Annotated in this window: 16 protein-coding genes; 4 read left to right on the plus strand and 12 right to left on the minus strand. The window is 58.4% G+C overall.

Annotated features, from left to right (window positions below; all coding sequences use genetic code 11):
- Positions 1-187: 187 nt before the first annotated feature.
- The 5 genes from RAE09_RS09835 to RAE09_RS09855 form a co-directional block, all read right to left on the minus strand.
- Positions 188-805 carry a zinc metalloprotease gene (locus RAE09_RS09835; RefSeq protein ID WP_316981589.1) on the minus strand — a complete coding sequence of 206 codons (618 nt, stop codon included), beginning with the start codon at positions 803-805 and terminating at the stop codon, positions 188-190.
- A 176-nt stretch (positions 806-981) separates the two neighbouring features.
- Positions 982-2103 carry an ABC transporter ATP-binding protein gene (locus RAE09_RS09840; RefSeq protein WP_005322458.1) on the minus strand — a complete coding sequence of 374 codons (1122 nt, stop codon included), beginning with the start codon at positions 2101-2103 and terminating at the stop codon, positions 982-984.
- Between the two features lie 46 nt (positions 2104-2149).
- Entirely contained in the window at positions 2150-3472 is a 1323-nt protein-coding gene (locus RAE09_RS09845) for an ABC transporter substrate-binding protein (RefSeq protein WP_005322457.1), read from the minus strand.
- 81 nt (positions 3473-3553) lie between these two features.
- Complete coding sequence (locus RAE09_RS09850) at positions 3554-4399, minus strand: carbohydrate ABC transporter permease (protein ID WP_050776571.1); 846 nt, start codon at positions 4397-4399, stop codon at positions 3554-3556.
- A gap of 27 nt (positions 4400-4426) precedes the next feature.
- Positions 4427-5407 (minus strand): carbohydrate ABC transporter permease, encoded by a 981-nt coding sequence (locus RAE09_RS09855; protein ID WP_316981590.1) that lies wholly within the window; start codon positions 5405-5407, stop codon positions 4427-4429.
- Positions 5408-5666: 259 nt separating this feature from the next.
- Here RAE09_RS09855 and RAE09_RS09860 point away from each other — a divergent pair, with 259 nt between their 5' ends.
- The 3 genes from RAE09_RS09860 to RAE09_RS09870 all read left to right on the plus strand — a co-directional run bounded on the left by RAE09_RS09860 (position 5667) and on the right by RAE09_RS09870 (position 10424).
- Entirely contained in the window at positions 5667-6884 is a 1218-nt protein-coding gene (locus RAE09_RS09860) for an amidohydrolase (protein ID WP_316981591.1), read from the plus strand.
- 511 nt (positions 6885-7395) lie between these two features.
- On the plus strand, positions 7396-8706 hold the full coding sequence (locus RAE09_RS09865; protein WP_302259336.1) for a threonine/serine exporter family protein: 1311 nt from the start codon (positions 7396-7398) through the stop codon (positions 8704-8706).
- A gap of 398 nt (positions 8707-9104) precedes the next feature.
- Positions 9105-10424 carry an MFS transporter gene (locus RAE09_RS09870; protein ID WP_316981592.1) on the plus strand — a complete coding sequence of 440 codons (1320 nt, stop codon included), beginning with the start codon at positions 9105-9107 and terminating at the stop codon, positions 10422-10424.
- Between the two features lie 264 nt (positions 10425-10688).
- Here RAE09_RS09870 and RAE09_RS09875 read toward each other — a convergent pair whose 3' ends face one another.
- The 7 genes from RAE09_RS09875 to RAE09_RS09905 all read right to left on the minus strand — a co-directional run bounded on the left by RAE09_RS09875 (position 10689) and on the right by RAE09_RS09905 (position 17823).
- Positions 10689-10979, minus strand: coding sequence for a YrhK family protein (locus RAE09_RS09875; RefSeq protein ID WP_234447434.1), 291 nt, complete (start codon positions 10977-10979; stop codon positions 10689-10691).
- A gap of 57 nt (positions 10980-11036) precedes the next feature.
- Complete coding sequence (locus RAE09_RS09880) at positions 11037-12356, minus strand: amino acid permease (protein ID WP_200436107.1); 1320 nt, start codon at positions 12354-12356, stop codon at positions 11037-11039.
- Positions 12357-12517: 161 nt separating this feature from the next.
- On the minus strand, positions 12518-12679 hold the full coding sequence (locus RAE09_RS09885; protein WP_083798048.1) for a glycine betaine ABC transporter substrate-binding protein: 162 nt from the start codon (positions 12677-12679) through the stop codon (positions 12518-12520).
- Between the two features lie 147 nt (positions 12680-12826).
- The gene (locus RAE09_RS09890; protein ID WP_040424833.1) at positions 12827-14218 is read right to left on the minus strand and encodes a hypothetical protein; all 1392 of its coding nucleotides are present in this window, start codon (positions 14216-14218) and stop codon (positions 12827-12829) included.
- Between the two features lie 502 nt (positions 14219-14720).
- Positions 14721-15458, minus strand: a complete 738-nt coding sequence (locus RAE09_RS09895) for a sulfite exporter TauE/SafE family protein (protein ID WP_150850642.1) — start codon at positions 15456-15458, stop codon at positions 14721-14723.
- A gap of 45 nt (positions 15459-15503) precedes the next feature.
- Positions 15504-16166 carry a TIGR03089 family protein gene (locus RAE09_RS09900; protein WP_316981593.1) on the minus strand — a complete coding sequence of 221 codons (663 nt, stop codon included), beginning with the start codon at positions 16164-16166 and terminating at the stop codon, positions 15504-15506.
- A 25-nt stretch (positions 16167-16191) separates the two neighbouring features.
- Complete coding sequence (locus tag RAE09_RS09905) at positions 16192-17823, minus strand: LCP family protein (RefSeq protein ID WP_316981594.1); 1632 nt, start codon at positions 17821-17823, stop codon at positions 16192-16194.
- 124 nt (positions 17824-17947) lie between these two features.
- Here RAE09_RS09905 and RAE09_RS09910 point away from each other — a divergent pair, with 124 nt between their 5' ends.
- The gene (locus tag RAE09_RS09910; RefSeq protein ID WP_316981595.1) at positions 17948-18847 is read left to right on the plus strand and encodes a glycosyltransferase family 2 protein; all 900 of its coding nucleotides are present in this window, start codon (positions 17948-17950) and stop codon (positions 18845-18847) included.

Raw genomic sequence — 18847 nt, forward strand, 5'->3', positions numbered from 1 at the left:
GCCAACCAAGGCAACTAAGCCACGACGATCCGATTCAGACAACGAATGAAACGGGCCAACAACCCCAGACACAACAACACCCTCCTAAGGGAAAGTGTTGCAACGACCCTCTGAACTCAAGATGGGGCTGGGTATATAAAAATCCCCTAGGCGCCGGTGCAGGAACCTAGGGGAGGGTGCAGGCAGTTTAGTCGAACTGGCCTTGGATGACAGCCGCCGCATCCAGCGGGGTCACGTGGTAGGAGATGGGGTTCTGGTTAGCGCCGGCCATGAGCGCGCCGGCGCAGGAGTGGCCCGCGCCCATCATGTGGCCCAGCTCGTGGGCGATGGTGCCCTGGACTGCCTCTGGGTACTGGGCATTAGGAATCTTGATGAAGACCATCTTGTGATCCGGGTAGGCGGCGCCCTGGACGTAGCCATTTGGGTCAGGCTTGAAGATGATGGCGACGGTGTCATCGTCAGCCTCAGAAGGCTTAACTTCCTTCAGGGAGGCCTTGCCCTTGAGGGCCTTGTTCCACTCGGCAACCGCGGCATCCAGCTGCTTGCGGTACGGGAAGCCGTCGACCACCTTGTACTCCAGCACGCCGTCCTGGAAGTACGGCTTTACAGAGTCCTCGTCGTGGAGGATGGATGGATCCGGGACCGGCTTGCCATCGTTGGCCAGCTTGGTGATGGTCTTGCAGGTGCCCGGGGAGATGAGGGAGCGAACCGGATCGCTCTTGGCGCTAGCGGCCGGTGCGGCGACGGTGCCGAGGATGGCGGAAGCGGCCAGGGTGGCGGCAGAAAGCTTCTTGAAAGAAGGCATAGGCAGTGAGTTACCTTTCGGTTGATTTTAAGGTTCACAGAGTGTGTATTTTCCAGCAATATCCGTGGTAAACGGCATTGTGCGGGTCTCTTATGCGTGCGAGCATATATCAGTTTCTTATTGTCTGCAAAGGGAAAAATAAGAAACTGGGGAGCTTACTGCCTCTTTGCAGCCTTCTAGTTCAATCGCTCCCCAGTGGTGGTGCTAAACAAATGCACGCGGTCTGGGTCGGGGGAAACGTAGAAAGTATCGCCCACTGCATAGCGGCCGCGGGCATCGACCAGGATGCCGGTCTGGCCGCCCATCCGGGTCGAGGACTTGAGGACGCCGTCGGCGGAGCTGTTGCCGGCGGCGTCGTTAAGCTCGCCATAGACATAGGTCTGGTTGCCCAGCTCCTCGACGTGCGCGACGGTGAACTTTGCCCCGCCGTTGCCGGTATCGCTGAGCTGCCAGTCCTCGGGCCGGACGCCCACGGTAACGGTCTCCACGCCCTCAAAATTGTAGTTGGCCAGATTGATGCGGGTAGAGCCGATGGTGAGCTCGGAAGAGTTATGGGTGAGGTCGTAGATATTCATCGCCGGGGATCCGATGAAACCGGCGACGAAGACGTTCTGCGGGCGGTCATAAATGGTGCGGGTGGTATCCACCTGCTGTAAGACGCCGGCATTGAGGACGGCGACGCGGTCACCCATGGTCATCGCCTCGGTTTGGTCGTGGGTGACATATACGGTGGTGGTACCAAGGCGGCGCTGCAGGTTAGAAATCTGCGCGCGGGTGGAAACGCGCAGCTTAGCATCCAGGTTGGACAGCGGCTCGTCCATGCAGAATACGGCCGGTTCGCGGACGATGGCGCGTCCCATGGCCACGCGCTGGCGCTGGCCACCGGAAAGATTAGCCGGCTTGCGGTCCAACAGGTCTTCCATCTGCAGGATCTTCGCGGCCTCGTGCACGCGGGACTTAATCTCGTTCTTCGGAACCTTGCGGTTTTCTAGCGCGAAGGACATATTCTGCGCCACGGACATATTGGGGTAGAGGGCATAGTTCTGAAAGACCATGGCCACGTCGCGGTCCGATGGGCTAACCCCGGTGACGTCCCTGCCGCCGATGCGGATGGAGCCGCGGTCGGTGGGCTCGAGACCTGCCAGCATGCGCAGGCTGGTGGACTTGCCGCACCCGGATGGGCCAACGAGGACCAAGAATTCGCCATCGGCAATATCCAGGTTGAGGCGGTCAACGGCGGGGCGTTCCGCGTCCTTAGAGTAGATGCGGCTTGCGCCATCGAAGGTGACAGTAGCCATGGTTACCTTTCAGAAACTAGTGGGGAAGGGGAGTGGCTGCGAGAGCCTACTTATTGATGACGGTCTTAACCTGGTTGTCGTAGATGGACTGCAGGGTCTTTTGTAGATCGGTCAGCACCTTGGTGACGTCATCGCGGTTGGTGACGATCTTTTCGAAGGCGCCGCCGATTTCCTGGTCCGCGCCGGGCAGGAATACGCGGGCATTGTCCTGCGGGCGAGTTTCTGGCAGCTGCTTGATAGCCGTTTCGAAGTTCGGGTTTTCTTCCATGAACTTCTTCTGGTCCTCGTTGTCTACCGCGGTGGAGCGCACCGGCATGTAGCCCACGTTCTGGGACCAGTAGCAGGTGTTTTCCTCATTGGTGATGAAGTCAATGAGCTTGATAGCAGCCAGCTGGCGGTTCTTGCTGATGCCAGCCGGGATGGCAAGGCCGGCACCACCGGTGGGGCAGGCGCCGTCGCCAGTCGGGTTAGGCAAGAAGGCGGTGCCGAGCTCGAACTTGGCGGTATCGGTCAGACCCGCCAGGTCACCGGTGGACAGGACGGTGGCGGCGGCGCGGCCGGTGCCGAACTCCATGGCCATGTCATTGCCCACGTAGGAGTAGCCCTTCTTCTCATCGGTGATGTCCTTGAGCCACTCGACGGCCTTGATGGTCTTGTCATCGGTGAACTTCAGATCCCAGTCATCGGAGTAAGCGCCGCCCTTGGACCACAGTGGGCCCTGGAAGATCCAACCCAGGTAATCCACGGCATCGCCCCAGCCAAAGGGCTTCATCTTGGAATCGGCCTCAGCCAGCTTCTTGGACCACTCATCCATCTCATCCCAGGACTTGGGACCGCGGTCCGGCAGCCCAGCCTTCTTCCACGCGTCCTTGTTGTAGAAGAACAGCGGCGTAGAACGAGCGAAGGGGAGGGCAAAGTGGCCGCCGTCGTAGTTGTAGTCCTCGTAGAGCGGCTGCACGTAGGTGGACAGGTCGATGTCTGCTTCCTTGGCAAGGTCGTCCACGTTGGCAATCTGGCCGTTGATGGCGAAGTTGTACCACCAGACGTCAGACAGCACCACGATGTCCGGCAGGTCCTGGCCGGTGAGCGCAGCGTTGAACTTCTGTGCTGCTTCTTCGTAGTTCTTGCCAGCATCAACGAGGTTGACCTTGATGTCCGGGTTCTCCTTTTCAAAGCGGGAGATGATCTCCTTTTCAATGTCCTTGGAGGTGCCCGGGTGGTTGGACCACCAGGTCAGCTCGGTGACTTCACCGTCGCCGCCCTTGTCGTTGCCACCCTGCGGGTTGGTGGACGAGGTGCCGGCACAAGCGGCAAGTGCGGTAGCAGAAGCGGCCGTGGAGGCCAGGGCGAGGAATTTGCGGCGTAGCATGTAGTTCTCCTTAAAAAGCGTGGTTAAGGGGTGGAAAATAAAGCAAGCGGAAACGGCGAGCGTGGGTGGGGAAGAAGCCTTCTAACCCTTCACGGCGCCAGTGGTGAGGCCTTGAATCATGTACTTTTGCAAGGCTAGGAAGATGATGACCATCGGGATGATGGTGAGGATGGTGGCGGCCATTACCGGACCCCAGTTGGTCACGCCATCGTTGTTTTGCAGCATGGTCAGGCCCACCTGCAGCGGGGCGACGTCCTCCGTATCCGCCATGAGGAAGGGCCACAGGTAGGTATTCCATTCATTGACCATGGTGATGACGGAAAATGCAGTCAGCGTGGGCCACGAAACCGGTAACAGCACCTTGGTCAGCAAGCGGATGGGGCCGGCGCCGTCCATGCGGGCGGCTTCCACCAGCTCATAGGGCAGGGACAGGAAGTGGTTGCGCATCAAGAAGGTACCGAAGGCCACGCCGGCTAGCGGCACGATGATGCCCACGAAGGTATTGCGCCAGCCCAAGGAATTGACCAGGGCGTAGTTGGAAATGACGGTGATTTCACTCGGCACCATGAGCGAGGAAATGACCAGCAGGAATACCAGGTGGCGACCCGGGAAGCGCAGGATAGCCAGCGCATAGGCGGAGATGACACCCAGCACAATCTTGATGATGGACAGCACCGCGGTAATGAACACCGAGTTGCGCAGGTAGGTCCAGAACGGCACACGGGTGGTGGCATCGGAGTAGTTCTCGGTCTCCCACACCGGCGGAAGCCAATTGACCGGGTCGGTATAAATATCGCCCTTGGCCTTAAACGAGGTCATCAGGATCCAAAACAGCGGCAGGCCAATGAGCAGCAGGACCGCTAGGATGCCCAGGTAGCCGCCGATGAGCTTCGCGCGGCGGGCGGTGGGAGATTCATCCGTGACCATGTGAAGGGTAGAAGTAGCCATGTTGGGTTAACCTCGCTTATCCATGATGCGGACCTGGATCAGGGTGATGATGAGCAGGATGAGGAACAAGATGGTGGCGGCAGTCGCACCGTAGCCGGCGCGGAAGTTGACGAAGGTCTCGTTGTAGATCTGAAAGACCAGCGTCTGCGTGCCATTGCCCTGCGGGCCGCCGCGGGTCATGACGTTGATGATGTCGAAGACCTGCACGGAATTAAGCAGCACCGTAATGGACAGGAAGAAGGTGGTATTGCGCAGCTGCGGCATGGTCACGCGCCAGAATTTGCGCCAGCGGCCGGTGCCGTCGATAGCGGCAGCTTCATCCAATTCCTTGTCCAGGCCCTGCAGCGCCGCCAAGTAGATGACGAAGGTATAACCCAGGTTTTTCCACACAAAGGTGAAGGTCACCATGAACATGGCCCAGCCCGGTACGGCGTAGAAGTTGGGGGAGTCCACGCCGAACCAGCCCAGGATTTCCTGGATAAGGCCAAAGTTAGGGTCGAAGACGAATTGGAAGGCAATGCCAATGGCCGCGCCGGAGATGGCATAGGGGGCAAAGACCACCGAGCGCGCAAAGTTGCGGCCCTTAATGTTTTGGTTCAGCAGCAAGGCCAGCGCTAGGCCGATAACCATGGAGCCAATCACCGCAAAGAAGGTAAAGACCAGGGTGTTGAGCACGATGGTCTTCGTGTCATCGCGGCTAAACCACTCCACATAGTTATCCATGCCCACGAAGGTGGAGTTGGGGCTGGAGATATTCCAATTGAAAAAGGAAAGGCGGATATTGTCCAGCAGCGGCCGGTAGGTAAAGACGGCCAGCAAGATAAGGTTCGGCGCTAAGAGCGCCGCGGCCAGCAACCATTCTTTATGGCGGTTGCGCTTGGCCTTGCGGACAAGCGCCGCGGAATCACCGGGGCTTTCCGCGCGTGCGGGAGATGCGGTTGTAGTGCCGGCGCCACCGGCACCGGAAGAGTCTTCCTGAAAAGTCACTCGGTCAATCTAGGGCGGGCAGGTGACGCCCAGCTACACAGAAAACAAACAATTGATGAATAATAAAAGGCCAATGAGTTAAAGGTAGACGCGTCATCAAAGATTCTATAAAGCCGCAGCGCAGCCCCCTATGGCGCTGGTCGCTCCACCGCCTAACTTTGTCCGGCATTACAAAGAAGCCCCGCTTGCCGACGCCCACCTTCCTCCCACCCCACTACACTGGCCCCTACAATCCACCGCGACCCCACTAGGAGGAAGCATGTCTGTCCGTACCGTTTGCAGCAACTATGACTCCGTCAAAGCCTGGCAGGAGCCGCTGTATAAGGATCTGCACCAGCACCCGGAGCTATCCATGCAGGAAGAGCGCACGCTGGGCATCATCAAGGACAAGCTTGCCGATCTCGGCTTCCACCACATTGAAGTAGGCGGCGGGGTGGTCGGTGTTTTAGAAAACGGTGCCGGGCCAACCGTCATGCTGCGCGCGGATTTCGATGGCCTACCAGTTAAGGAGGCCACCGGCCTGGATTATGCCTCCACCGATACCGCCGTTGACCAGGAAGGAAACACGGTCCCCGTCATGCACGCCTGCGGTCACGATTCCCATGTCGCCAGCCTGCTGGGCATGGGCGCGCTCATGGCGCAGGCCACCGACCAGTGGTCCGGCACCCTACAGCTCATTTTCCAACCGGGCGAGGAGATTGCCGCCGGTGCCCAGTCCGTGGTGGATGACGGACTTGTGGACAAGGTCGCCACGCCCGACGTAGTACTTGGCCAGCACGTCTTTGCCAGCAACTTTCCCGCCGGCACCGTGGCGCTGGCCTCCGGCCCATTCATGTCCACCGCGGTCAGCATGGACGTCAAGGTTTATGGTCAGGGTTCGCACGGCTCCATGCCGCACCTCAGCGTCGATCCCGTTGTACTGGCCAGCTCGATTGTCATGCGCTTACAGACGGTCATCTCCCGCGAACTCAACCCCTCCGAGTTCGGCGTGCTGACCGTCGGCGCTATCAACGCCGGCTCGAAGGCCAATATTATCCCCTTCGAAGCCAACCTGAAGATCAATGTGCGCGCCTATAGCGAGCAGGTGCGCGATAAAATCACCGGCGCCATCGAGCGCATCGTCACTGCCGAGTGTCAGGCCGCCGGCAGTCCGCACCCCGCTGAGTTCACCTACCACGATTCCTATCCGCTTACCAGCAACGATGCGGCCATCACGGCACGCCTTAAGGAAGCCTTCACGTCCCACTTCGGCCCCGACCGTGTTCTCGACGCTGAGCCCCTCACGGCCTCTGAAGACTTTTCCACCATCGCCCGCGCCTTCGGCGTTCCCTACTGTTTCTGGGTATTTTCCGGCCGCGAAGAAGAAAAAGACGTCCCCAACCACAGCCCACACTTCGCCCCGCTGCTTCAGCCCACCCTGCGTACCGGCACAGAAGCCCTTATCGCTGCTGCGATGAGCTACCTAGGAAACAGCTAACCGATACGCAGCATTCGGCCGCACGGTCCCATGGTGCGTGCGGCCATTCCTTTTGGCATGCGCGCTGTATGAGGTGGCGGGGGAGTAGTCCGCAGGATCAATAACCGCGAATCTGAGGCATGCACCGCTTTCCGACGTCTTCTCCTTCCTCCACGCCCCAACCTGCAGACCCCTAAAACAACTCCAACGCCCGGGCCTCGCTTGGGGCCACAGGGCGCTGGAACTGGTTCTCTCTATCTCTCTTGCGTTCTCTCGAACACGTAAATTAAAGATAACGCGCTAGGCTGCCATAGGTCTGGTATTTGTCTGTGAATATTGTGGCAATCATTTGGCGGAGGGTAAAAATGGCTCAATCAGCTTACGGGTATAAAGGTGGAGGCTTTTGGATTGCTGAACATGATTCACAAGAGGCTTCTTTTGCGTAAGATTCTAGGAATGCTACAAGCGCGCTATCGGGTTGGGGTCGATAAGTCTTTAATTGTGCGCCAAGAGCAATGTCAGAGGAGGAGATATGGCACAACAATTTGATCCAGAGATGCATCGGCAAATGGGCGTCGAGGCGGACGTTGTATTGCGGGTGGGAATGCTCCTAATGGGTGCCGGCACCTCTGGTTATCGCGTACTTAGAGGGATGAAACGGAGTGCGCGAGCATTGGGGTTTGACCATCTAGATGCCACAGTGGGTCTGACGCAGATTACCTGTACGTTTCACCGCGGCGAATACTTCCGGACGGTCATTGCTCGGCAACATTCGCCTGCAGTTGATGCCTCTCGGATTGAAGCTTTGGAAGATTTAACCCACAATCGCCTCTACGCAGGGATCACCGCTCAGGAATTAGCGGCGATGCTGGATACTATTGAGCATAATGTCAAAAAGCGCTGGGGCGGTCTAACTCTTTCTTTCGCTGCCGCGATCGCATGTGCGGCGTTTGCGTATCTTAATTTTTTCCCGCTGGAAGCAGTGGGGTTGGTTGCTTTGGCGGCGTTTGCCGGCCAGTTTGTTCGTTATACAGTTCTCCACCGTCACGTTCATCAAATTGGAGGAGTGATTGCTGGTGGTGCGACGGCAAGCATAGTTTTCTTCTTGTTGACGGAATTTTTCGGGGCTATAGGCTCGGTGGAACCGAGTGAACTGTCCTCGGGTTTTGTGGCGGCCGTTTTATTCCTGATTCCCGGGTTTCCACTTTTCTCTGCTTTGATTGACATAGCGCGATTTGATCTTGATGCGGGTATTGTCAGGCTGGGGTATGCTTTTACCGTTATATTTACGGCCGCTTTCACGGTCTCTATGGTTAGCTGGCTGACTAAACTTAGCCCCGACCCGCCTGCACCTGCACAGGATATGCAATGGTTTCTGTTGGCGCCGCTGGCAAGTTTTCTGGGCATTGCTGGGTTTGCTTTTCTTTTTAACTCTTCCCGCCGCATGGTCTTAGTAGCGGCGTGTGTTGGAACCGTGGCAAATGAGCTTCGTTTGATTCTAATTCACGCGGGAACAACCATTTTCTTTGCAGCCTTTGTGGGTGGATTGCTCATCGGGTTGCTGGGGGCAGTAGCTTCCAAAAGGGCGCGTCTTCCTCGTATCACAACCACCGTTCCGGCCGCGGTGATTATGATCCCAGGGGTGACAATGTTCCGGGCGGTGTTTTATTTGAATGATGGTCAAATGGATCAAGCATTGGCCAATGTCGCGACCGGAATGATGGTAGTTGGATCTATTGGTGCCGGTTTGGTCTTTTCTCGCCTGCTTACTGATAAGGATTGGGCCTTGGGCCGCCTCATTGATTTTGATAAAAAGCTTCCGCAACGGCCTTCTTCCGCATGATGCCGAGACTTTAGCTAGGGAAACGCCTGTGGCCCCGGTTCCTTTCGGAGCTGGGGGCCACAGGCGTCTCTCATGTCGTTTCCATGTATCGGCATCTGCCGCCCTGTGGAAACTGCCAGGGGTTCTCTCTATCTCTCTCATATGCGCTCTCTCAAACGCACAATCTCAGTATGGGGCACTGGGCTGTAGCGGCCATGGGGTCCGGCTGTTGGGTTGCTGTTAGTGGCTGGGAATTGGGTGGGGAGGGCGTCGGAAAGCGGGGCAGTGGTAGAGGTGTGCAACATTGAAGCGCGCAAGTGACGTAGAACATAGTGTGTTTCTGTAGGGTGGAAGATATGTGCGCAGTCAGGCTGCGCCGTTTCACCTGCTTGTAGAGCTACAGAATCGAGGTGAGGAGCATGTCTCCTCTCACAGCCCAACCCCCAGCCAGTGACGCCGCGGCGGCGCAGGTCGAGGATACGGAGGAAACCAGGCACCAACATCGCTCGGCCATTAAGGCGGCGTTTATTGGCACCTTCATCGAGTGGTTCGACTATGCGGCCTATATTTACATGTCCGCGATTATCTCCCGGGTGTTCTTTCCAGAGATGGAAGGACGCCGCGCGCTGATTATGACGTTTGCGCTCTTCGCGCTGTCGTTCCTGGTGCGGCCGGTGGGTGGCATCGTGTGGGGCCACTTTGGTGATAAATACGGGCGCATCCATACACTGACGGTGTCTATTGTGATGATGTCGGTGGCAACAGCGTGCATTGGTTTCCTGCCGGGCTATGCCACCATCGGCTTTGCCGCCTCCATCTTGCTATTGCTGTGTCGCATGGTGCAGGGCTTTTCCGCAGCCGGTGAGTATGCGGGCGCGGCCACGCACCTGGCTGAGATTGCCCCGGCCGGCAAGCGTGGCATCTATTCGGCGGTGGTGCCGTCCGCGACGGCCTCGGGCTTGCTCTTGGGCTCGCTCATTGCGGCATTGCTGACGGGTGTGCTTGATGATGCCGCCCTGGATTCCTGGGGCTGGCGCGTGCCATTCCTGATTGCGCTGCCTTTGGGTCTATACGGCCTGTGGATTCGCCGCAACACGGAAGAGTCCTCCCACTTTGAGGACCAGGACGAGCCAGAGGAGTCCCCGCTGCGCGAGGTTCTGAAGTACCCCAAAGCCCTGGCCATTGCCTTTGCGGGCGCGGTGCTCAACGCCATTGGCTTCTACGTCATTTTGACCTACCTGCCCACTTACCTGTCGGAGGAGCTGGGCATGGCCGCGACGCCGGCGTTTATTGCGTCCTCGGTGGCGTCCGCATTCTATGTGGGCTTTGCCTTGCTCACCGGCATGCTTTCGGATCGTCTTGGTCGCCGCACGACGATGCTGTGCGCGGCCGCCTTCATGGGCGCGACCATCATTCCGGCCTTCATGCTTCTCGATGGCGCCGGGCTCTTCCTCGTCATTATCATCCAGGTCTGCCTGGGTGGGGTGCTGGCGCTTAACGACGGCGTCCTGCCCTCCTTCCTTTCCGAGCAATTCCCCACGCATGTGCGGCTGTCTGGCTTCGCGCTGACGTTTAATACCGCCAACGCCGTATTCGGTGGTACCGCACCGATGATTGCCACCTGGCTTATCGACGTCACTGGTCTGCAGCTCGCCCCCGCTTTCTACTTGGTGGCCGCAGCACTGGTGACCGGCATCGCGGTTCTCTTCGCCTCAAAGAAGAATAAGTTGCACGAGTAGTACCTTGCGGTAGTCCAAAACGCCTGCGGCCCTCGGAACCTAAATGGTTCCGAGGGCCGCAGGCGTCTCTCTACAAGGTGTTTCCATGTATCGGCTTAAAGCCGCCCTCTGGAAACTGAGGGGTTCTCTCTATCTCTCTCGTATGCGCTCTCTCAAACGCATGATTTAAGTATGGGGTACGGGGCTGCTACTGCGATGGATTGCGCCTGATAGGTCGCTGCCAGTTGCTGAAAGTTTACTGTTAGCCGCGTCTACCCATTGCGCCTAGTAGTCGTAGCTTTCGGCGGTATTGGCATCTGCCCCAATGCGCTGCAGGTGTGTACGTCGCTTCAAGCGGATGGCCGGGCGGGCTGCCATGCCCAGGCTGCCGAGAAGGTAGAAGACGGTGGCGACCATTGACATGCCGGCAAGTGTTAGCACCGAGCCAAGGATGAAGACCACGGAGATGGCGATGTCATTGGCGATGGAAAACGTCTCGTATTTGTTTTTAATTTTGATTTCGTTGTTCTGCCCGAGCTTAATCTTTAGGTCGGGATCCTTTTCCTGTTCTGACATGATGTCTCCCACCCTGCCAGAGAGGAAAAGGCCTTGTTGAACCATGTTTTTGTGGGATTATTGGAACATTCCCCAGATGGTGGCGAAGAGTACGATAAGCCCCATGATCGCCACGAAATAGTTGGTCTTGTTGCTGCGGAAGCGCGCCAGTGCCTCCACGCGGTAGATGACCCAGATGGGCAGCAGGTAGGTCATGAAGGCGAAGAAGACGCCGCCCACGACGGAAATCATATCCAGGATGGAGGGGTTGAAAATGCCCACCAGAGAGGTCGCGACAAAGATGAAGAGGTAGGTCCACAGGTCGAGCGTGCGCGTAGACATCTTCTTCGTGGCCTTAGGCGCGGCCAGGTTGAAAAGGTACTGGGTGCCCTCGATGGTGCCAAGGGCGTGGCCGAAGTAGGAGGACGCCACCGCACAGATCACGACAATGGGCGCCATGTAGGCCATAAACGGGGTGCCGGTTTCGTTGGCGAAGTAGGAGAGTACCGGCAGGTTCTTGTCATTAGCCTCCTGCATGCCGTCCGCGCCCATGGCCAGGGCGCAGGACCAGACGAAGAACATGGTGAAAATGGTCAGCAGGATGGCTGCATTGCGGATGATCTTATCGGACTGGGCGTGGTGGTCATCGCCGTATTCTTTTTCCATACCCAGGGAGAATTGGGAGATGGCGGCAACGAAGGAGAAGGAGAAGACCAAGACTGGAAGGATGAGGATGATGGCCTTGAGCACACCGCCGGCGCTGTGATCGCCGGCTTCCATGAAGGAACCCAAGTCCCATTGCGGGATGAGGTAGAGCGATACTGCTGCGAGCGCCACGATGAGTGGGTAGACCACGAACTGTGCAATCTTGAGCATGATGGCGTTGCCAAAAGCTAGTGCGAGCGTCATGAGGCCCACGCACAGCGGCGCCAGGATGTAGCGGGAGATTTCCGGGCCACCCAGCTGGTTGACGATGAAGCTATCGACCGTATTCGTAATCGATACGCCGTAGATAAGTACCACCGGGAAGATGGTGAACCAGTAGATGATGGCGAGGATGATGCCGTTGCCGCGGCCGAAGAAGTGGGTGAGTACAGCGAGGACATCTTCGCCGTGTAGCGGCGAGTAGCTAATGATCCAGGAGAACGCGCGGTGGGCCAGGTAGGTCATCGGGAAGATGAGCAGGGTAGCCACCAGCAGCGGGATGAAGCCGAAGCTGCCGGCAGAAATCGGCAAGAAGAGGATACCTGCGCCCACGGCAGTGCCGAAGAGCGTGATTGTCCACTGGCTATTGACGGCCTTATTGGTGGTCACCTGGCTGCTGTTGGGGGTGTCTGCGCCGCCGGTAGCGGGTGAACTCGCCGGTGAAGCAGGCGCATTCGCAGTCGTGTGAGACATAGAATTCATCCTTCAGTACTTGTGAATGAGCTAACATAAACAATCTATCTGAAGGTTTTGTCGAACGAAAGCAAATTTGTGATCTAAGTTAAATAAATGCAAAAGACCGCCGCACCAAGGGTGGTGCAGCGGTCTTTGGGAATCTTGCTAAGGTGCCGCAGCTAGTCCGCGATCAGGTTTTCTTCCTTCAGGAAGTCGAGCGCCACGGTGGTGTAGTCCTCGCCATCGACGTCGACGCGGGCGTTAAGTGCCTGCATCTTTTCGTCGGTAAGCAGCTGCGAAAGGGGAGCGAAGAGCTCTGCAATTTCTGGGTGCTCGTCCAGGGCCTCGGTGGGAGCATCTGGAGCGGAGTGATGACGTGTATGGGGAGGGGGAACATGAAGGAAGGCCGCTGCACCGTTTGATGGTGCAGCGGCCTTTTGAAGTGACTGGCTAGGAAACTGTGTCCCTAGGACAGAAGTGGGGAGTTCTTAGAACAGGCCCTCAGCCTTCTTGCCGGTGTCCTTCATGGTGTGCTCGCGGGAGTCAACGTTCTGGTCGTTGTGCTTGGAGTCATCACCCTTGATGCGGGAGGTCTGGGTTACCTCGATGTTGTTGATGATGCGGCCTTCCTTGGTGTTGCCATCGCCGAAGTCCAGGTTTGCGATGCGAGCCTCTTCGCCAGCGTTAATCGGGTTAGCCAGGGTTACCTCGAAGGAGCGGGTGGAGGTCTTCTCGTTGAAGCCCAGGTCACGGATGTGAGCGCCGTTGGAGGAACGCGGGGTGATGAGGCGGTCAACGCCCTTCGGGCCCTTAGCGGTCTTCACGTCAACGCGGAACTGGGTAGCTGGGAACTCGCCGTAGTAGCGCTCGGAGCCAACGTTCTTAGCGCGCAGAGCAACGGTGCCTGCGAAGCCAGCGTGCTTAGCGCCGGAAACGGTCAGGTAAGGCTCGAGGTCGAGCTTGTGCTTGGAGTCCTTCTTGTCCTCCTTGGCATCAACCTCTTCCTGCTTCTTCTTGTCAGCAGCCTCTTCGTTCTTGCCCTCTGCCTCGGAGACCTTCTCGGTTGCTTCCTTGGCGTTGCCCTCGGACTCCTTGACGACCTCTGCGTCAGCCTCGAGGTTCTTGTCCTCTTCAACAACCTTCGGGTCGTTGACATCGGTGGTGTTCTGAGCGTCCTTGTTAGGAGCGTAGGAGTCAGAAAGCTTATCGTACAGCTTGACGCGAACCTCGTTCTTTACCGGCTGCATTGCGTTCCATGCGGTCGGGGTGGACCAGGTGCCGTTTGGCTTGCAGTACTGCTGGGTGCCGGTCATGTTCAGCACGCGGAAGCCGTAGGTAGCTTCACCGGTGTGGTTTGGCGGAACGTCGTAAGGTCCGATGGACTGGCCAGCATCCCAAGACAGGGAGTAGGAAGCGCTAGCACCAATCTTGGTGGCGATCTCGTGAGAGATGCCGAAGGAGCCTTCAGCGCCCTTCTTGGAGCCCTTGCCGCCCAGGTTCATGGACGTGGTCTCGGTGCGGTCACCGTTGACGGAAAGGGAGATGGACTGAGACTTGGACAGATCCTGCTGCAGCGGGATGTCCTTCTTGGTCTGGTTGGTGGTGGAGATGGTGCCGGCCGGCAGGAAGCGATCGGAGACCTTGTAGACCACGGTGCGGTGGTCCTCCCACGGGTTACATACCGGGCGAGGGTTCAGGACGTTCGCCTTCATGTGGTCGGAACCGTGGGTGGTGTGGATGATTGGCAGGTCCGGGTTCAGGGCCGGGGTCTCCGGGTAGGACTCGGTCTGGGTAGCTGCGCCAGCCAGCGGTGCCGCGAATGCGGTGCCGGCGACGATGAGGCCGGCGGTCAGGCCGGTCATGCGACGACGAATCGACATATAGAACTTCTCCTAGGTAGGTAGAAAATGAATGAACTTATGAATGAAATCCAGCAACTCTCAATGTTGCGCTAAGAAAACGCTAAAACAGGCTCAGAATTAATTCATCTCTTAGATGTCTATATATTTGCCACCCCGGCGGGTGGGTATTTTTTATATAGACCAACCTGTTTATTGGTGTTTGTTCCCGCTAAGCGGCTGATAGTACGTGCAAAAATATTGATGGATGATTGTCTATACAATCGAGAATCGACACGAAGGGAGTGGGCCCCTATGTGGGGGTGATTTGGCGGCCCCTGGAAGGGGTTTGGGGTCCCGTTAAAAGGTTGTGGACACGTCACAATATGCGTCATACGCTGCATTTAAGCGGGTGGGGAAAGGTTATAAAATGCTTTGTCATGAATGTTACGTGACATAAGTTATAGGCGTTTACATGACAGAGGTTGGTGCGTTTCGCAACAGGAACCTGTTGGGGCCTTCTGCTGAGGGGTGGCGCGTGGGGCTAGAGTAGGGCTGATTCGACAATCAGCATGAGGGCCGCACAGAAGGCAACGATGATGACGATGCGGTTGAGGAGCTGCCTATCTATAAATCGATTGAGGTAGTTGGCGGCAATGAGCCCAACGACGACTAGGGGGAAATAGGCCGCCGCGGTGGTGACCTGGGTGCCGCTGATCTGCCCATTGAACGTCAGAATTATAAGAGAAATTAAGGTACCGAGGACAAAGGTGCCCGCTAAGGTGCCGCGTGTGCGGTTGGGATCAAAACGCTTCATGATCAGCGCCATGGGCGGGCCGCCGATGGAGGTCGAGGTGCCCAGGATGCCGGAGGCTACGCCAGCGATGAGCGTATTGGCGGTGGTGGGGCGAGGGCTCCATCCCAAGCTGGATAGCGTCATAGCAAGGAGTACGGCGCAACCGATAAAGATGGACAGCCCATCAGGGGAGAGGCTGGCTATCGCCCAAGCGCCCACCAGGGAACCGGGAATGCGGGCGAGGGAGGAAATGCCCACAACGCGCCAGGACGTCTCGCGGTAGGTGCGCGCGAGCGTATAGCTGGAAATGCACAGCGCGAGCAACAGAATGAGCGTGGGCACGAGCTCAGGACGAATGAGCGCGATGATGGGCGTGGCAATGGTGCCTAAGCCAAAACCGATGGTGCCCTGAGTAATGGTGCCAGCGAGGATGAGGACGCCGATGAAGATAGAGGACCATGCGTCTACAGAGATTCCCAGAAACATAACGAGGGCTAAGTGTATCTGGGCCCAGTCTGCATTCTGAAACTATTAGAGGCGGGCGGTGGCCTTCTCATTGGCGGCGATTTCCTCCAAGCGCTCGGCCGGGCACATGCCGGCAACGATAACCGCGGAACCGCCAGCGGCTAGGGGCTCGAGTACGGCGCGGGAGAAAGACTCATTATCGGACCAGCCGGTAGAAAGCAGGCGCTCGGCAGATGCGGGGGCATCGACAAGCTGGGGCAGTGGTTGGGTTTCGCCGAAGTACTGATCACCGTAGAAGCGCACGGTGGGTCCAAAATCGATGGCGCCGGTGGGCAGCTCCCCGCCGGACTCGACGACGCCGCGGCCAAAGGGGTCCTCGCTAATGAGCACGATGTCGGCCTGGGGCTGGCGCTCGTGGGCGGCCGCGTAGCGGGAGGGGGAGGTAAAGACGACGTCGGCAAGCGCGGCAGACTCGCCAAAGCTATAGGAAGGGCCGGCGGCGAGCGCGCCCAAGGCCACAACAGCCGCCTGCCACGAGGAAGGGAGATCGATAGCGATGGTGGAATCCGCCTCTAGGTCGAGCTCTTCTTCCAACATATTGGCGATCTTGGCTACCCAATTGTCGAGCGTTTGCGCGGAAAAATCCATGCGCGCACCGGTGGACTCGTTATATACGGTTAGCCGCGGGGAGGCGGCGTCGGCACGCAAAAGATGGGCGAGTAGTTCCATACCCGCCCATCGTAGGGGAGAAGTGCTAGTTCACGCAGCGCGGGCCGTCGCCACCAGCGTCAATCTCCGGGGAAACCTTGGCGGTACCGAAATCATTGCCCGGGGTGCCAACCGGCTGGCTGGAGGTGTCTTCTTCCGGCTGCTCGTCGCTGGCTTCCTTATCGGAAGGTCCCTGGTAATCATCGGTAGCAACCACGATGAGGGTGTCATCGTCGAGCTGCGGATTCTCTGCCACCGGCAACCCGCCCAGCTTCTTGGCCAGGGCCTTAGCATCCTCGCTCGTCGGATCGGCGGCGACGACCTGCGACTCGCTGTAGATGCCCGGCTGTGCGTTCGCGGAGCGCTCCACCGTGTAGCCCTTGCCTTCCAGCCAAGAGCCGATGCCTGATGCCAAGCCATCAATATTGCCGGCGTTGAGGACGTGAATATTGATATTCGGATCGACGTCCTTGTCCTTGTCCGCCTTTTCTTGCTTGTCCTTATCTTCGGCCTTGGACTCATCGGTGGCTTCATCGTGGGGCTTGGCCAGGTCATCCATGAAGCGGTGGACCTCGGCGGCATCGATGGTGACGATGGATTCGCCATAATCGCCCTGGCCGTCGATGGAGGTCACCGGGATAGTGGTGAAGGTGACATTGCCGCCGGCCAGGCCTGCGAGCTGGGTGACAAAGCCCATGATGTCCCAGCCATCATCGATGACTACGGAGCGCTCCACGGCCTTGGCAATCTTAGACAGCTTGGAAGGATTAGCCAGGGTGTCATTGTCCAGGATCTTATTGACCAGGGACGCCATGTAGGCCTGCTGGCGCACGATGCGGTCGAGGTCGCCGCGCGGGAGGTTATAGCGCTGGCGCACGAAGGCTAGCGCCTTGGCGCCGTCGAGGGTCTGCTTGCCCTTGCTGAACTTAGCGCCCGACATGTCATCATCAACGTCATCGTTGAGGCAGACATCTACGCCATCGACGGCGTCGGTTAGCAGGGTAAAGCCCAACAGGCCTACCTCGGCGTAGTGATCGATGGACACACCAGTCAGAGTGCGCACCATCGCCAGCAATCCTTCGCGCCCGGCTTCGACGCCCTGCTTTTCGATGTCCTTATCCGAGTGCGGCTTCTTTTTGCCCTTGGCCTCGGCCTCGGCATTCTCCTGCTCCAGCTCTTCCACCTTGGCGTTCTTGTGGGAGGCGAAGACGGCATTCATCTTCATATTGCCGTAGTCCGGATCCTTGACATAGGTATCGCGCGGAATGGATACGGCGGTAGCGCGGGAACCGTCCTCCGGAACGCGGATGAGCATCATGGTGTCGGTATTTTCCTCACCATCGGCCACGCCGGCGTGCAAGTCCGCCAATTCCTTCTCAGAGAGGGGGTCGCCCTTGGCATCGGTACGCGAATCCTTGCCCACCAGCAAGATATCCACCGCGCCATCGAGCGAGTCACCGGACAAGCCTTGGCCGTCCAGGGACAAGTCCGTGGCCGAAGACATGCCATTATCCAGCCGACCCACGGTGGCATAACCCACGCCAGATACGACCAGGATCAAGGCAGACAGGAGTGCCACGATCGCCTTAATGGCCGTGGAACCTTTTTGCTTTACCGCACTAGCGGCAGAGGGCGCCGGCTGGATGGTGCGCGCCCGGCGAGTGTTCTCAGAAGTCACAAGTGGAGGCTTTCTAGATTGGTGGGGATCTGGAGACAGTTTAGGGCAGAACGGGCAAAAATTAGTGATCCGCGTCCGATTTCGCGTGTTCGGGCAGTGTCCCTGCCCAGTGCGAGGAGCGCCTGTGACTAAGCTCGGGGCCATTGTGACTACACCAAATCAATCCCCGCTGGCCGTGATCACCGTGACCTATAGTCCCGGTGAATACCTCGGTAGTTTTTTGGACTCCCTGCCGGGCGCCTGCGCCCGCGGCACCAAGGTCGTGCTTGCGGATAATGGCTCCATCGACGGCGTGCCCGAGGCCGCGGCCCGCGAACGCGCCGGGGTGGACTTTCTCGATACCGGCGGAAATATCGGCTACGGCGCTGGCATGAACGCGGGTGCCCGCTTCGCCCGCGAGCACGGTGGCGTGGATGAGGAATTTTTCCTTATCTCTAATCCCGATGTCACCTTTACCCCGGGATCTATTGACCAGCTCATCGAGTGCGCCCGCCAGTGGCCGGATGCTGCGGCCGTGGGCCCGCGCATCGTGGAACCGGATGGTAGCAATTATCCCTCGGCCCGCGCCGTGCCCACCGTGGCTACCGGCATTGGGCACGCACTCTTTTCTTCGATCTGGCCGTCCAATCCATGGTCGCGCGCCTACCGCGATGAATCCGATATGACCGCCCAGCGCCCAGCCGGATGGTTATCCGGCTCCTGCCTTCTTGTGCGATGGGAGGCCTTCGAGGCCATTGGCGGGTTTGATGAGCGCTATTTCATGTACCTCGAAGATGTGGATCTAGGAGATCGCTTCACGCGCGCCGGCTACCAGAACATCTTTTGCCCAGAGGCCGTCATCAGCCACGCTAAGGGGCATTCCACCCAAGCGCACGCCGGAGCGATGCTGCGCGCCCACCACAACTCCGCCTATCGCTTCCAAGCAGACCGCCACCCCGCATGGTGGCAGGCCCCGCTGCGTGGCGCGTTGTGGCTGGGACTGCGAGTCCGCGGGCTGATTGCCTCAGCCTCGGCACGTTCTTAA

The organism is Corynebacterium tuberculostearicum (assembly GCF_032821615.1).
GTDB lineage: Bacteria > Actinomycetota > Actinomycetes > Mycobacteriales > Mycobacteriaceae > Corynebacterium > Corynebacterium tuberculostearicum_H.